This is a genomic window from Streptomyces murinus (assembly GCF_002154555.1).
GTDB classification, from domain to species: domain Bacteria; phylum Actinomycetota; class Actinomycetes; order Streptomycetales; family Streptomycetaceae; genus Streptomyces; species Streptomyces murinus.
Genome location: NZ_MUNF01000205.1, coordinates 1 through 14,937, shown reverse-complemented (window position 1 = coordinate 14,937; position 14,937 = coordinate 1). Strand labels below are relative to the sequence as shown.

Sequence of the window (14,937 nt, the reverse complement as noted above, 5' to 3'; positions counted from 1 at the left end):
CGGTCCCGTCCCGTCGTAAGAGAACGTGAAGAGAAACGTAAGGAAACGCCGGACGACGGGACCGGCCCGCCCTGGTTCCGGACACAGTCGGAGCCGTGGCACCCCCCTCCCCCCGAGCGAAAGCAGCGGATGTGAGCCAGGTCCTCGACACACCGCCCCCGATCCAGGCCCCGGCCGACGACCTCAAGGCGCTGGCCACCCGGCACGGCCTGTCGGTCAGCGGCGCCCGCCCCTCCCTGCCGGAGTACATCCGCCAGCTGTGGGCCCGGCGTCACTTCATCACCGCCTTCGCCACCGCCAAGCTCACCGCGCAGTACAGCGAGGCGAAGCTCGGCCAGGTCTGGCAGGTCATGACCCCGCTGCTGAACGCGGCGGTCTACTACTTCATCTTCGGCGTCCTGCTCGGCACCAAGAGGGGCGTCCCGGACTACATCCCCTTCCTGGTCACGGGCGTGTTCGTGTGGACGTTCACGCAGAGCTCGATCCAGGTCGGCACCCGGGCGATCTCCGGCAACCTCGGCCTGGTGCGCGCCCTGCACTTCCCGCGCGCCGCCCTGCCGATCTCCTTCTGCATCCAGCAGCTCCAGCAGCTGCTGTTCTCGATGGCCGCCCTGGTCGTCATCCTGCTCTGCTTCGGCGTGCCGGTCAGCGCCTCCTGGCTGCTGGTGATCCCCGCGCTGATCCTCCAGTTCACCTTCAACGCCGGCGTGGCGATGATCATGGCGCGCTGGGGTGCCAAGACCCCCGACATCGCCCAGCTGATGCCGTTCATCCTGCGCACCTGGATGTATGTGTCCGGCGTGATGTGGAGCATCGACAAGCTCACCAAGAACGATCACCTGCCGCACATCGTCACGGTGCTGCTCCAGACCAACCCGGCCGCGGTCTACATCGACCTCATGCGCTTCGCGCTGATCGACAGCTTCCACTCCAAGCAGCTGCCCCCGCACGTGTGGCCGATCGCCATCGGCTGGGCCCTGCTCGCCGGTGTCGGCGGCTTCATCTACTTCTGGAAGGCTGAGGAGACGTACGGCCGTGGCTGAGCAGAGCGAGCGGATCCAGCGGACCACCACCCAGCAGCCCCAGCAGACCACCCATCGGACCCAGCAGACCGGGCAGAGCATGCAGAGCGAGCGGATTCCCACCGTCGTCGCCGACAGCGTCGACATCGTCTACCGGGTCAACGGCACCGGCTCGGGCCGCGGCTCCGCCACCGCCGCCCTCAACCGCATCATGCGCCGCAAGCAGGCCGACAAGGCCGCCGGCGTGCGCCGGGTGCACGCGGTGAAGAAGGTGTCGTTCGTCGCCTACAAGGGCGAGGCGATCGGCCTCATCGGCACCAACGGCTCCGGCAAGTCCACCCTGCTCAAGGCCGTCGCCGGCCTGCTGCCGGTGGAGAGCGGCCACATCTACACCCACGGCCAGCCCTCCCTCCTCGGCGTCAACGCGGCGCTGATGAACGACCTCACCGGCGAGCGCAACGTCTACCTCGGCGGCCTCGCCATGGGCATGTCCCGCGAGCAGGTCAGGGAGCGCTACCAGGGCATCGTCGACTTCTCCGGGATCAACGAGAAGGGCGACTTCATCACCCTGCCGATGCGCACGTACTCCTCCGGTATGGCGGCCCGGCTGCGCTTCTCCATCGCCGCCGCCAAGGACCACGACGTGCTGCTCATCGACGAGGCCCTGGCCACCGGCGACCGCAGGTTCCAGGTGCGCTCGGAGGAGCGGATCCGCGAGCTGCGCGAGACGGCGGGCACCGTGTTCCTGGTCAGCCACAACAACAACTCGATCCGCGACACCTGCGAGCGGACGCTGTGGCTGGAGCGCGGCGAGCTGCGCCTGGACGGCCCCACCGAGGAGGTCCTCAAGGAGTACGAGGCCTTCACCGGCGACAAGGCGAAGAAGCCCGCCCCGAAGAAGGCCGCGTAACGCGCTCACAAACCCCTCACCACATGAAGGTGGCCGAGAGGGCAACCAGGGACCCGGGACGTCTGTCTAACACCCGGGTCCCTTTCTTCTTACCCCGAACGTGGTCATCCCTTTCATCCGCTTAGTGACAGTATGTTATGAAGGGTGATCCTCCACCGACGAGCCGAAGGAGTCCACCGCGATGCCCCAACTCAGCGTCATCGTCTACGGACCCAACGCGCAGGGGCATCTGACGGAACTGCTCGACTCCCTGGAAGCGCACCCCCTGTCCGACGCCGAGGTCGTGGTCGCCGCGGTCGGTGACTGGGCCCGGGAGACGGCCGAGGCCCACGCCCCCGACACGGTCGTGGTCCCGCTGCCCGACGGCACCACCGACGCGGCCGCCCGGGCCGCCGGCGCCGCCCGCGCCACGGGCCGCTGGCTGCACTTCGTGCACGCCAAGGACGGACTGCCGGCCGGTGCGCCCCGCCTGATCGCCGAACGCGCCGCCGAGCTGGACGACTCCGTGGACGTCCTCCTCCTCGACCACCTCACCACCACCTGGCAGGCCGCCGCCCGGCCCTCCCGCGACGGCCGCCTCCTCGCCGCCGTCGGCCGCGCCGCCCTCCCCCTGGACGAGGCCGTCGACCTGCTCCGGCTGACCCCGCTGCTCGGCAACCGCGCCCTGCGCAGGGAGTTCTGGGCGGCCCATGAGGCGCGACTGACCACCGACGACGAGCCGCGTGCCGCCCGCGCCGCCCTGCTGTGCGCGGGCCGTGTCGCCTGCCTCAACCAGGTGGCGTACGAGAACCGCGAGCTGCGCCCCGAGAGCCTGCCGCCGCTCGCCCCCGAGGACCGCTTCGAGCTGGTCGAGCGCTACGAGTCGCTGATGCCGCTCGCCCGCGACCGGCGCGCCCCGCGCGTGGTTCTCTACGACCTGATGATGCGCGACCTGGTGCGCACCTTCGCCGGCGAGAACCTGCCCGACGAGGTGGCCCGCGAGTTCTTCCGCCGCGCCTCCCTCGCGGCGGTGCGCTGGCGGCCCGAGCGCCATGAGCACCCGGCGGGCGTGGAGGGCGTACGGCATGCGCTGCTGGAGGAGGGCGCGTACACGAAGTACCGCGCGTTCCAGGCCGCCAACCGCGCCCGCCGCGCCGCCCGCAAGGCCGTACGCGCCCGTAAGCGGCAGGTCGGCGCCAAGCTGCGCGAGCAGCAGTACCGGCGCGCCCTGAGCCGTCCCGTCGACCCGGACCTCGCGGTGTTCGCCGCCTACTGGGAGCGCGGGGTGGCCTGCAATCCGGCCGCGATCGCCGCCAAGCTCGCCGAACTGGCCCCGCACATCCACCCGGTGTGGGTGGTCTCCAAGGACAACACGGCCCTGCTACCGCCCGGCACCGACCATGTGGTGCCCGGCACCCGCCGCTACTGGGAGGTGCTGGCCACCGCCAAGTACCTCGTCAACAACGTCAACTTCCCCAACGCGGTGGTCAAACGGCCGGACGCGATCCACCTCCAGACCCATCACGGCACCCCGCTCAAGCGCATGGGCCTGGACCAGATCGAACACCCGGCCGCCGCCAAGGGACTGGACTTCGACGCGCTGCTGGCCCGCATCGACCGCTGGGACTACAGCGTCAGCGCCAACAGCCACTCCACCCGGATGTGGGAGCGCGCCTACCCGGCCCGCTACACCTCGCTGGACCACGGCTATCCACGCAACGACGTCTTCTACACCAGCGGCGCCGACGCGGTCCGCGCCGCCCGCGCCCGGCTCGGCATCGCCCCCGGCAAGACGGCGGTCCTCTACGCCCCCACCCACCGCGACTACGAGGCCGGCTTCACCCCCCGCCTCGACCTCGCCGAACTCGCCGACCGGCTCGGCGAGGACACGGTCCTGCTGGTGCGCGCCCACTACTTCTACGGCGGCGCCACCTCCCCGCTGACCGGTCTGCGCCGCTCCGGGCGGCTCATCGACGTCTCCTCCTACGACCCCGTCGAGGAGCTGTGCCTGGCCGCCGACGCGCTGGTCACGGACTACTCGTCGATCATGTTCGACTACGCCAACCTGGACCGCCCGATCGTCGTCTACGCCGACGACTGGGAGACCTACCGCACCACCCGCGGCGTCTACTTCGACCTGATGACCGACCATCCGGGCCAGGTCGCCCGCACCCAGGAGGAGCTGACGGAGATCTTCCGCTCCGGCGCCTGGCGCGACGAGACCGCGGCCAAGGCCCGCACCGCCTTCCGGCGCCGGTTCTGCGAGTACGACGACGGCCGCGCCGCCGAACGGGTCGTACGACGGGTGTTTCTGGGCGAGCCGGAGGACGCCCTGCCACCGGTGCTGCCGATCGAGGACCGCACCCCCGCCCCGACCCCCGAGGAGGCCACGGCATGACGACCCCGGCCACGACCCCCGACGTCACGGTCACCGTCATCGTGTTCAACGACGCGGACCGCCTGCCCCGGGCGGTCGCCTCGCTGCGCGCGCAGACGCACGCCAATATCGAGATCGTCATCAGCGACGACCACTCCACCGACGACACGCCCGCGGTGGCGCGCCGGCTGGAGGCGGAGGACCCGCGGGTGCGCTACCTCCGGCTGCCAAAGAACAGCGGCGGGTGCAGCGCGCCGCGCAACCGGGCCATCGAGATCGCCCGCGCGCCCTATCTGATGTTCCTGGACAGCGACGACGAACTCCCGCCGCAGGCCGTGGAGTTGCTGCTGGCCGCGCACCGCGAGCGCGAGGTCGACTTCACCATGGGCGCGGTGCGCCGGGTACGGGTGGACAACGGCCGTCGTACGACCTGGATGCCGCACCTGGTCGCCGAGCGGCGCACGGTCGAGGGCATCGAGGCGGACCCCCGGCTGCTGTTCGAGCACCTGTCGACCAGCAAGATGTACGCGCGCTCCTTCCTGGACCGGCACGAACTGCGCTTCCCCGAGGGCATCCACTACGAGGACCAGCTGTTCTCGGCCCAGGCGTACTGCCTGGCGAAGGCGTTCACGATCATCCCGGACCCGGTGTACGTCTGGTACATCGACCCGTTCGCGGCGGCCGCGTCGGCGTCCATCTCCAACCAGCGGCACAAGGTCACCAATGTGCGCGACCGGGTCCATGTGCAGCGGCTCATCGACGACTTCCTGGTGGAGAGCGGACACGAGGGGCTGCGCGAGGACAAGGACTTCAAGTTCCTCAAGCACGACTTCCGGATGTACGCGGGCGATCTGCCCTACCGGGACGAGGAGTGGCTGGCCGCGTTCGCGGACATCATGAACCCCTACCTCGACACCCTGGCCCCGGGCGCGTTCGCCCGGCTGCCCCGACCCGAGCGGGTGGTCCTCGAACTGCTGCGCTCCGGGCGCCTCGCCGACGCGCGGCTCGCGGCGCGGGGACTGGGCCAGGAGGTGGCGCCGCGCCAGGTCACGACGGACACGGCGGGTGTGCCGTACTGGGGCGGGAGCGTCCCGGACACCGAGCGCGGCCGGCGTGAACTGTCCGTCGCCGACCTGGAGCTGGAGACCCGGCCGTTCCCGACGGCGCAGTTCCGGCACGAGATCACGGAGCTGAACCGGGGCCCCGGGGCGACCCTGACGCTCACCGTCCGGACGTACGACCCCGGGCTGCGGCTCCCGGTCGGGCCGCAGCGCGCCGGTCTGATCGTCTCCCCCGGCGGGCGCCGCATGACGGTGCCCTTCCGGCTCGACCCGGTCAGCCCCGGTGTCTTCGAGGGCACGGTGCGGCTGGATCTCTCCGCCGCGCGGATCCCCCTCCAGGGCTTCCAGGGCATCCGGCATCCGCTGGTCCGTCTGAACCAGCAAGGCCTGTGGAACTCCGGTGTCCTCCTGGCCCCGCTGGACTTCCCGTCGGCCACGACCCGCGTCGACTACCGCTCCGGTGCCGCGCCGCACGCGGTCACGGTGGAGCCGGAGGGCCGCAACCCCGGTCGGCTTCAGCTCCGCTGGGAGCCGGTGGGGGTGACGGCGGTGATCCGGCCGGTCCTGCACAAGGTGGCGCGGCCGCGGGTGCGGAAGGCGGCGAAGCTGGTGGCGAGTCTGCTGAAATAGCGAGCGCCGCTGGGCTCCGGGTGCGTGGACGGCTGCGACTGCGTCGTGGCCGCTCGCGCAGTTCCCCGCGCCCCTTACGGGGCGCTCCAGCTCAGCCCACCACCCGGTACAGCACCTGCTCCCCGGGTCCCGTCGTCACCTTCCGCAGGCCGGGTCCGGCCAGGTCGGCCGAGGCGACGACCCATCGCACCCCGTACTCCCGCAGAATCCCCCGCCGCTCCGCCGCCGACGTCCCCGCGGCGAAGAACCGGTCCACCGCGGCGGAGCGGCGCGCCGAGTCCCGTAGGAACACATCCGGATAGCCCGGCGCCACGGTGTATCCCCCGTACGCCGGGATCTGACGGGCCGCGATCGTCCGCGCCATCACCACGTCCCCGTACCGCACCCATGGTGTGATCCAGTGATAACCGGTCCACGGTGTCTCGTACTTGTCCGCGAGCGCCGACGGCAGCGCGGACCGCCCCGTCGCGTACCCGATCGTCCCCGCCTGCCCCCAGAAACCCACCGCCAGCGCGAGCCCGAGCACGCACGCCCACCCGGCCCGTACCGCCCGCCGCCCCGCGGACACCACCTCCAGCGCGGCCGCGAGCTGCGCCGGGATCAGCGCGGCGGGCAGCGCGCGGCCCCAGGAGTAGTGCCCGGTCAGCCCACCCGCCGCGACGACCAGCGCGCCCAGCGCGAAGAACAGCGCCAGCGCGTCCCACCGGTCCCGCCGCAGCCGGGGCACCAGCGCCACCACGCCCAGCAGCACCAGTCCGAACCGTGCGAACAGATGCTGGTAGAGCGACTTGTGGATGGCCTCCAGATCCGCCCCGGCGGAGAACAGCGAGAAGAAGTCGTAGTAGGGCCACGCCCACAGCAGCACCGCCCCGAGCACCAGCCCGGCCCCGAGCCGGAGCCACACCTGCCGCCCCGGACGGGCGGAGACGACCATCGCCAGCGCGCCGAGTGTGGCGACGACGCCCGTGAACTGGTGGCAGAGCAGGATCAGCGCCCACAGCAGCCCGAGGGCGAGCCACCGCCCCCAGGACGCCCGCTCGCGCAGTGCCCGGGTGAGCCAGGCCCAGAAATGGAAGCTCAGCCCCAGCGCGAACACGCTCGGGTAGGAGATGGTCAGGGCGAGCGAGTGCAGCCCGATGAACCCGCTCCAGTTGAGGACGGCCGTCCCCCACAGCAGCACCAGGCTCAGCAGCGCGAGCGCCGGCGCGGCGCGCTGGGCGCTGAGGGTCCGGACGTACCGCCACACCCCGGTGACCAGCAGGGTCAGCCCGATCAGCGCCCCGATGCGCAGCACCACGAACACCGACAGGCCACTCACCTTGGCGAGCGCGCCCAGCAGCAGCATCCACGGCGAGTAGTAAGGACTCGGTGTGTCCGCGTCGACCAGCGGATTGCCGGGGTGCAGCAGGCTGTGGCCGAGGCGTTGGATCGTGGCCGCGTGCATGCCGAGGTCGCCGATCCACGGCAGCCGGACGATCACCGCCAGCAGCAGCGCCACCACCAGCACCGCGGCCGCCTGCGGCACCGCACGGGCCACCCGCGCGCCACCACCCGGGGACTCCGGGCTGCTCAGCTGTTCTTCGAGGTCGGACTGTGCTGCGTGCATTCTGCTGGAACACCCAATCGCGGAAGCCCAGGTAATTACAGCGCAGACCCTATCCGAAACGCACCGATAAGCAGGAAACGGTAAATCCGCCTATCTCCTTTGTACAAAGGACGGCAAGAAAAGGAACGCCCCGGACCGATTCTCCATCGGTCCGGGGCGTTCCCTCCGCTGACGCGGTAGTGCTACGAGTGCGTGCGCAGCAGCGTCCGCATCGTCCGCATCGCCACCGACAGGTTGGCGAGGTCGAAGGCGTCCGAACTGCGGATCTCCTCCAGGGTGGTGCGCGCCCGGCCCAGGATCGGGGCGTTCTTCTGCTCCCAGTCCGCGAACCGCTGCTCCGGCGACGCGGTGCCGTTGCCCACCGCGAGCACGTCCGCGGTGAGCGCCGCGTGCGCCGCGTAGAGGTCCTCGCGGATGGAGGCGCGGGCCATGGACTGCCAGCGGTCGTTGCGCGGCAGCTCGATGATGCGGTCCATCAGCTGGGTGATGCCGAGGCGGTCGGCGAGGTCGTAGTAGACCTCGGCAACGTCCAGCGGCTCCTTGCCCATGCGGTCGGCCACCGAGACGATGTCGAGCGCCGGGAAGGCGGAGGAGAACCCGGCCACGCGGGCGGCGAGTTCGTCCGGGACGCCGGCCGCGGACAGCTCGTCGTACACATGCTGGTACCACTCCAGGTCCGCGCCGCGCACCAGCTTGGGCAGCTGCTGCCAGACCTGCTCGACGCGCTCGGCGAAGAACTCCACCGTCTCGGCGAGCTGGAGCGGCTGCGGCCGGTTGTTGAGCAGCCAGCGGGTGCCGCGCTCGATCAGGCGCCGCGAGTGCAGCCGGATGCGGGTCTGCACGGCCGCGTCGACCTGGTTGTCCAGGGCCTCCACCGCGTCCCACACCGGGGCCGAGCAGAAGATCGCACGGGCCGCGGTCTGGGCGCGGACGATCTCCTCCAGGGAGGCGCCGGTCTCCTCGCGCAGCCGGTGCAGATACGTCGTACCGCCCGTGTTGACCGTGTCGTTGACCAGCACCGTGGTGGTGATCTCGCGGCGCAGCGGGTGGTTGTCGACGGCCTCCGAGAACCGCTCGCGCAGGTCGGAGGGGAAGTACGCGTGCAGCAGGCCGCGCAGATACGGGTCGTCGGGCAGCGAGGTGGCCAGCAGCTCCTCGGCGACCGTGATCTTCGTGTACGCCATGACGACGGCCGTCTCCGGGCCGGTCAGGCCCTGGCCCTGGTTCAGGCGCTCGCGGATCTGGCGGTCGGTGGGCAGGAACTCCAGCGCCCGGTCCAGGTGGCCCTCGCGCACCAGGTGGCGCAGGAAGCGCTGCTGGGCGTGGAGCATGTCCTTGGCCTGGAACAGCGCGTTGGCGAGCGCGGTGTTCTGCGCGTAGTTGTTGCGCAGCACCAGCGCGCCGACCTCGTCGGTCATCCCGGCGAGCAGCTTGTTGCGCTGCTTGACGGTCATGTCGCCGTCCGCGACCAGGCCGTTCAGCAGGATCTTGATGTTCACCTCGTGGTCGGAGGTGTCCACGCCGGCGCTGTTGTCGATCGCGTCGGTGTTGATCTTGCCGCCCTGGTGGGCGAACTCGATACGGCCGAGCTGGGTCAGGCCCAGGTTGCCGCCCTCGCCGACGACCTTCACGCGCAGGTCGGCGCCGTCGACGCGGATGGCGTCGTTGGCCTTGTCGCCGACGTCCGCGTTCGACTCGGCGGACGACTTCACATAGGTGCCGATGCCGCCGTTCCACAGCAGGTCGACCGGCGCCTTGAGGATCGTCTTCATCAGGTCGGCCGGGGTCATCTTGGCGACCTTGTCCTCGATGCCGAGGGCCTCGCGGATGTGCGCGTTGAGCTGGATCGACTTGGCGCTGCGCGGGAAGATCCCGCCGCCGGCCGAGAGCAGCTCGGTGTTGTAGTCGGCCCAGCTGGAGCGGGGCAGCTCGAACAGGCGGCGGCGCTCGGCGTATCCGGTCGCCGCGTCCGGGTTCGGGTCGATGAAGATGTGCCGGTGGTCGAAGGCGGCGACCAGGCGGATGTGCTCGGACAGCAGCATGCCGTTGCCGAACACGTCACCGGACATGTCACCGATGCCGACGACCGTGAAGTCCTCGGACTGGGTGTCCACGCCCAGCTCGCGGAAGTGCCGCTTGACGGACTCCCACGCGCCACGTGCGGTGATGCCCATGCCCTTGTGGTCGTAACCCGCCGAACCACCGGAGGCGAAGGCGTCGCCGAGCCAGAAGTTGTACTTCTCGGCGACCCCGTTGGCGATGTCGGAGAAGGTGGCGGTGCCCTTGTCGGCCGCGACGACCAGGTACGTGTCGTCGCCGTCGTGCCGCACCACGTCCTTGGGCGGGACGACCTCGCCGCCGACCATGTTGTCGGTGATGTCCAGCAGCGCCGAGATGAACGTCTTGTAGCTGGCGACGCCCTCCGCGAGCCACGCGTCCCGGTCCTGCGCCGGGTCCGGCAGCTGCTTGGCGACGAAGCCGCCCTTGGCGCCGACCGGCACGATGACGGTGTTCTTCACCATCTGCGCCTTGACCAGGCCGAGGATCTCGGTACGGAAGTCCTCACGCCGGTCGGACCAGCGCAGACCACCGCGCGCGACCTTGCCGAAGCGCAGGTGCACGCCCTCGACCCGCGGCGAGTACACCCAGATCTCGAACGCCGGGCGCGGCGCGGGCAGGTCCGGGATGGCCTGCGGGTCGAACTTCATCGACACGTAGTCGTGGGGGTGGCCGTCGGGGCGCCGCTGGAAGAAGTTGGTCCGCAGGGTCGCCTTGATGACGGTCAGGAAGGAGCGCAGGATGCGGTCCTCGTCCAGGCTCGCTACCTGGTCCAGGGCCGCGTCCAGTTCCTCCAGCAGCGCGTCCGTCAGCTCCAGGCCGGCCTGCTGCCGCTCGGGCGACATCCGCGCCTCGAACAGGGAGACGAGCAGCCGGGTGGTGTGGACGTTGTTGCGGAGGGTGTCCTCCATGTAGTCCTGCGAGAAGGTCGAACCGGCCTGGCGCAGGTACTTGGCGTAGGCGCGCAGCACCATCGCCTCGCGCCAGTTCAGTCCGGCGCTGAGCACGAGGGAGTTGAAGCCGTCGTTCTCCGCGCGGCCGGTCCAGGTCGCGGCGAACGCCTCCTGGAAGCGCTCACGGCCGTCGTCGCCCAGGTAGTCGCCGCCGGCGCCGGCGGGCGACTTGGGGATGCGCAGTCCGAAGTCGTAGATCCAGCCGGTGGTGCGGTCCGAGCAGCGCAGCTCGTACGGCCGCTCGTCCACGACCTCCACGCCGATGCGCTGGAGGACCGGCAGCACGGCGGACAGGGAGACGGAGGCGCCCTTGCGGTAGATCTTGAAGCGGCGCTCGTCGGGGGCGGCGCCGACCGGCTCGTACAGGCTCAGCGCGAAGTCGTTGCCCGGCTCCTCGGTCAGCCGCTCCAGGTGCACGAGGTCGGCCACGGCCGCGCGGGGGCTGTGGTCGGCCTTGTAGCCCTCGGGGAAGGCGTTGGTGTAGCGGCGCAGCAGCTCGGCGGCGCGCTCCTCGCCCAGCTCGGCGTTGAGCGCCTCGGTGAACCCGTCCGCCCAGGAGCGGGCGGCCTCGACCAGGCGGGTCTCGATACGGTCCTTGTCGGCGTCCGACAGCTCGGGCAGCTCGGTGCCCTGCGGGACGCGGACGACGAAGTGCAGCCGGGACAGGATCGACTCGGTGTTCCAGGCGGTGAAGTCGACGCTGGTGCCGCCGAGCTCCTCCTTCAGGATGTCGATGATCCGCAGGCGCACGCCGGTGGTGTAGCGGTCGCGCGGCAGGTAGACGAGGGCCGAGTAGTAGCGGCCGTACTCGTCCTGGCGCAGGTACAGGCGCAGCCGGCGGCGCTCCTGGAGGTAGAGCACGCTGGTGACGATCGACTGGAGCTCGGCGGCCGGCGTCTGGAACAGCTCGTCGCGCGGGTAGGTCTCCAGGATCTGGAGCAGATCGCGGCCGTCGTGGCTGTTGGGCGAGAACCCGGCGCGGTCGAGGACCTCGGCGACCTTGCGGCGGATCACCGGGACGCGGCGCACCGACTCGGTGTACGCGGCCGAGGAGAACAGGCCGAGGAAGCGGCGCTCCCCGACGACATTGCCGTCCTTGTCGAACTTCTTGACGCCGATGTAGTCCAGGTACGACGGCCGGTGCACGGTGGCCCGGCTGTTCGCCTTGGTCAGCACCAGCAGCTTGTGCTCGCGGGCCTTGGCGCGGGCGTCGGCCGGCAGCCGCTCGAAGGAGGGGCTGACCGGGTGCTGGTCGTCCTCGGCGTGCTGCGGGTCGGAGCGCAGGATGCCGAGGCCGGTGCCGGGCACGGCGGCCAGGGTGTCGTCGCCGCGCAGTTCGTACTCGCGGAAGCCCAGGAAGGTGAAGTGGTCGGTGGCGAGCCAGCGCAGCAGCTCGCGGGCCTCCTCGACCTCGGCCTTCGGCAGGTCGGCCGGGACCGGCTCGCTCTCCAGCTCGCCGGCGACCCGCGCCGCCGCCTCCCGCATCTTGTCCCAGTCCTCGACGGCCTCGCGGACGTCGGACAGGACGCGCAGCAGGTCGGAGGTGATCTGCTTGAGGTCGGCGCGGTCGGTCTCGCGGTCGATCTCGACGTGGATCCACGACTCGATGTGCGCGTCGTGCGGCAGCTCGGCGGGGTCGACGGAGGTGGCCGGGGTCGGCAGGATCTCCAGCAGCTTGCCGGTGATGTCACGGCGGACCACGAACTGGGGGTGGATCACGACATGGATGCCGCGCCCGCCCCGGGTCAGCTCATTGGTGACGGAGTCGACCAGGAACGGCATGTCGTCGGTCACGACCTCGACGACCGTGTGGCTGCACGTCCAGCCGTTCTCCTCGACCGTCGGGGTGTGCACCCGGACGTTCGCGGTGCCCTGGGGGCGGCTCTCGGCCAGGCGGTAGTGCGAGACCGCGGCGCCGAAGGCGTCCACCGGGTCGCGGTCGGTGAGGTCTTCCGGTGCGGTGTGCAGGTAGTAGCGCTGGAGGAACGCGAGGGTTGACTCACTGTCCGGGGTGTCCGGGGAGCCCTCGCCCGTCGACCCGGTCGGTAGGTTCCCCCCGACCGGGCTGTTCTCAGCTACCCGAGCGGCCCGTTCGAGCATCTCGGCCTTGGCTTCGTCCAGCTTGGTCTGCATTGTCCTCTGGCTCCTGTCGCGCGCCGTTGCGTGACGTAGAAGGAAGTACTGGCTCTTCCCCTGCGGCTCGACGCCACGGCCCGGAGTTTCCGGTCCGTTCCGACGCTATGCCGACAGGTGAGATGAGCGGGGGGTATTCGGCCATTTCCGACACGACCATGGGATGTGACGCTGCTCTCGGCACCGTCGTGTTCCGGGCCGGCCTCGGCGTCCTGGGGGCTGCGGCGCCCCCGTCCCGCCCGCGCGGACCAGCGACCGCCGCCCGGTCACGGAGGTCCTCCGTGCAACCCGGGCGCAGGGCGGGAGCCTGATCGCTCCCGCGAGCTATCGCGCTGATCACGCCACAAGGCTATCGCCCCTCACCCCGGAACCGTCATGAGCCGTATGTGTACAAAACAGGGGGTCAAAGTTTGACGTTCTGCACAGCGTCGGAGGCCGCCCGGGTGGCGTAACCGGATTCGGCCAGGTGGGAGGCGGGGTGGGGTAGCGGCCCCGCCTCTTCCGCCGCACCCTGAGAGCTACGGCCCCGGGGGACCGGCCGAGGAGTCCGTCCCCGTCCGTCCCTGTTCGTCACCGTCCGTCCCGAGGAGCGCCGACATGCCCGCGAAGATCCTCATCGTCACCGGCGACGCCGCGGAGTCCCTGGAGGTCATGTACCCCTACCAGCGGCTGCGCGAGGAGGGCTACGACGTCGACATCGCGGCTCCCTCCCGCAAGACGCTGCGCTTCGTGGTGCACGACTTCGAGCCCGGCTACGACACGTACACCGAGAAGCCCGGATACACCTGGCCGGCCGACCTCTCCTTCGCCGAGGTGGACCCCGGCGCGTACGTCGCCCTCGTCATCCCCGGCGGCCGGGCCCCCGAGTATCTGCGCAACGATCCCGAACTGCGCAAGATCCTCAAGGCCTTCTTCGACGCGGACAAGCCGGTCGCCCAGATCTGCCACGGCCCGCTGCTCACCGCCGCGATCGACACCCTGCGCGGCCGCCGTGTCACCGCGTACCCGGCCCTGGAACCCGACATGCAGGCCGCGGGCGCGAGCTTCCAGGACACGGAGACGGTGACGGACGGCACACTGGTCTCCGCGCGGGCCTGGCCGGACCATCCGTCCTGGATGCGGGAGTTCATCAAGGTGCTGCGGGCGAAGGCGCCGGTGAACTGAGACCCGCGAGGGCTCCCTCACACGGCTATTCGCTGCGCGACCTCCACCGCCTCCGCCAGCGTGTCCACCACCGGGACGCCGACCTCCTCCAGGCTGGCCCTGCTGTGCGACCCGCCGGTGTACAGCACGGCCCCAGCCCCCACATGCCGCGCCGCGACCGCGTCGTCCGCCGCGTCCCCGATCACCACGGTCCGCCCCGGCTCCACCGCTCCGGCGAGCCACGACAGATGCCGCACCATGTGCTCCGCCTTGCTCCCGCCGGACGGCCCCGTCCGCCCGTCGACGCGCACGAACTGCTCCTCGATCCCGAACCCCCGCACGAGCGGCACCAGTTCCTCGTGTCCGTACATGCTCAGCAGCGACTGGCTGTGCCCCGCCGTCCGCCATCCGCGGAGCAGCTCCGCCGCCCCGTCGGTCAGCGCGCACCGCGCCCGCCGCTCCGTGTACCGCTGATGGAATATCCCGTCCATCAGCTCCCACTCGGCCTGGCTCGGCAGCCGCCCCATCAGCCGCTCGTAGAACTTCGGCACCGGCACGCAGTACAGCGCGCGGTACTGCTCCAGCGTGATCGGCGCCAGGCCCAGCTCCGCGAAGGCGGCGTTGGTCGCCTCGATGATCGCCTCGTTGTCATGGAACAGCGTGCCGTTCCAGTCCCAGACGATGTGCGCGCGTGCGTGCTTCCCCATGCCCAAGACCGTACCCGCCCCCACTGACAATCCCGGAGGGGCGACCGATCCTGCCTGGTCAGGGCCGCCCGAGGAGGTTGGGGAGCTCCTGTGTGGCGAACCACAGCAGCTCGTGGTCCTCCGCCTCGTCCACGACGGTCTGCGCCGCCTCGTCCCCGCCGTCCGCCGCCGCCAGCGCCCGCGCCGCCGCGGTCACGGCCCGCTCGGCGTCGTCGGCGTCGGCGTGGACCGCCGCCGCCTTGGCGAGCGGCACTGTCACCTTCACGGTCACCTCGCCCGGCTCGGCCCCGCCGTCGGACGCGGCCGTGACCGCGCCGTCGGCCACGTCCACGGCCACCACGATCCGGCGCCGCGGCGC

At 70.9% G+C, this 14,937-nt stretch carries 9 protein-coding genes; 5 read left to right on the top strand and 4 right to left on the bottom strand.

The genetic code is table 11. The features are described 5' to 3' along the window. The first annotated feature begins 131 nt into the window (after positions 1–131). The 4 genes from CCN72_RS14470 to CCN72_RS14455 all read left to right on the top strand — a co-directional run bounded on the left by CCN72_RS14470 (position 132) and on the right by CCN72_RS14455 (position 5,979). Positions 132–1,043: an ABC transporter permease gene (locus CCN72_RS14470; RefSeq protein WP_086807877.1), complete on the top strand. Its 912-nt coding sequence runs from the start codon at positions 132–134 to the stop codon at positions 1,041–1,043. 79 nt (positions 1,044–1,122) lie between these two features. Next, positions 1,123–1,932 carry an ABC transporter ATP-binding protein gene (locus CCN72_RS14465; RefSeq protein WP_086807878.1) on the top strand — a complete coding sequence of 270 codons (810 nt, stop codon included), beginning with the start codon at positions 1,123–1,125 and terminating at the stop codon, positions 1,930–1,932. Positions 1,933–2,113: 181 nt separating this feature from the next. Continuing rightward, positions 2,114–4,309 carry a CDP-glycerol glycerophosphotransferase family protein gene (locus CCN72_RS14460; RefSeq protein WP_086807876.1) on the top strand — a complete coding sequence of 732 codons (2,196 nt, stop codon included), beginning with the start codon at positions 2,114–2,116 and terminating at the stop codon, positions 4,307–4,309. Beyond that, positions 4,306–5,979 carry a glycosyltransferase family 2 protein gene (locus CCN72_RS14455; RefSeq protein WP_086807875.1) on the top strand — a complete coding sequence of 558 codons (1,674 nt, stop codon included), beginning with the start codon at positions 4,306–4,308 and terminating at the stop codon, positions 5,977–5,979. The genes CCN72_RS14460 and CCN72_RS14455 overlap by 4 nt, the downstream gene beginning before the upstream one ends. Before the next feature lie 91 nt (positions 5,980–6,070). On the opposite strand, the gene CCN72_RS14450 is transcribed toward CCN72_RS14455, so the two are convergent. After that, the gene (locus CCN72_RS14450) at positions 6,071–7,585 is read right to left on the bottom strand and encodes a hypothetical protein (protein ID WP_237553605.1); all 1,515 of its coding nucleotides are present in this window, start codon (positions 7,583–7,585) and stop codon (positions 6,071–6,073) included. A gap of 182 nt (positions 7,586–7,767) precedes the next feature. After that, a complete protein-coding gene (locus CCN72_RS14445) occupies positions 7,768–12,729 on the bottom strand; it encodes an NAD-glutamate dehydrogenase (protein WP_086807873.1) in 4,962 nt (1,653 codons plus the stop codon). A 597-nt stretch (positions 12,730–13,326) separates the two neighbouring features. Here CCN72_RS14445 and CCN72_RS14440 point away from each other — a divergent pair. Beyond that, positions 13,327–13,893, top strand: a complete 567-nt coding sequence (locus tag CCN72_RS14440) for a DJ-1/PfpI family protein (RefSeq protein WP_085565007.1) — start codon at positions 13,327–13,329, stop codon at positions 13,891–13,893. A gap of 17 nt (positions 13,894–13,910) precedes the next feature. Here the strand turns inward: CCN72_RS14440 and CCN72_RS14435 are convergent, their stop codons facing one another. After that, positions 13,911–14,579 carry an HAD family hydrolase gene (locus CCN72_RS14435; RefSeq protein ID WP_085565008.1) on the bottom strand — a complete coding sequence of 223 codons (669 nt, stop codon included), beginning with the start codon at positions 14,577–14,579 and terminating at the stop codon, positions 13,911–13,913. A gap of 58 nt (positions 14,580–14,637) precedes the next feature. Beyond that, a partial coding sequence (locus tag CCN72_RS14430; RefSeq protein ID WP_425276146.1) for a DUF6912 family protein occupies positions 14,638–14,937 on the bottom strand: 300 nt, incomplete at its 5' end.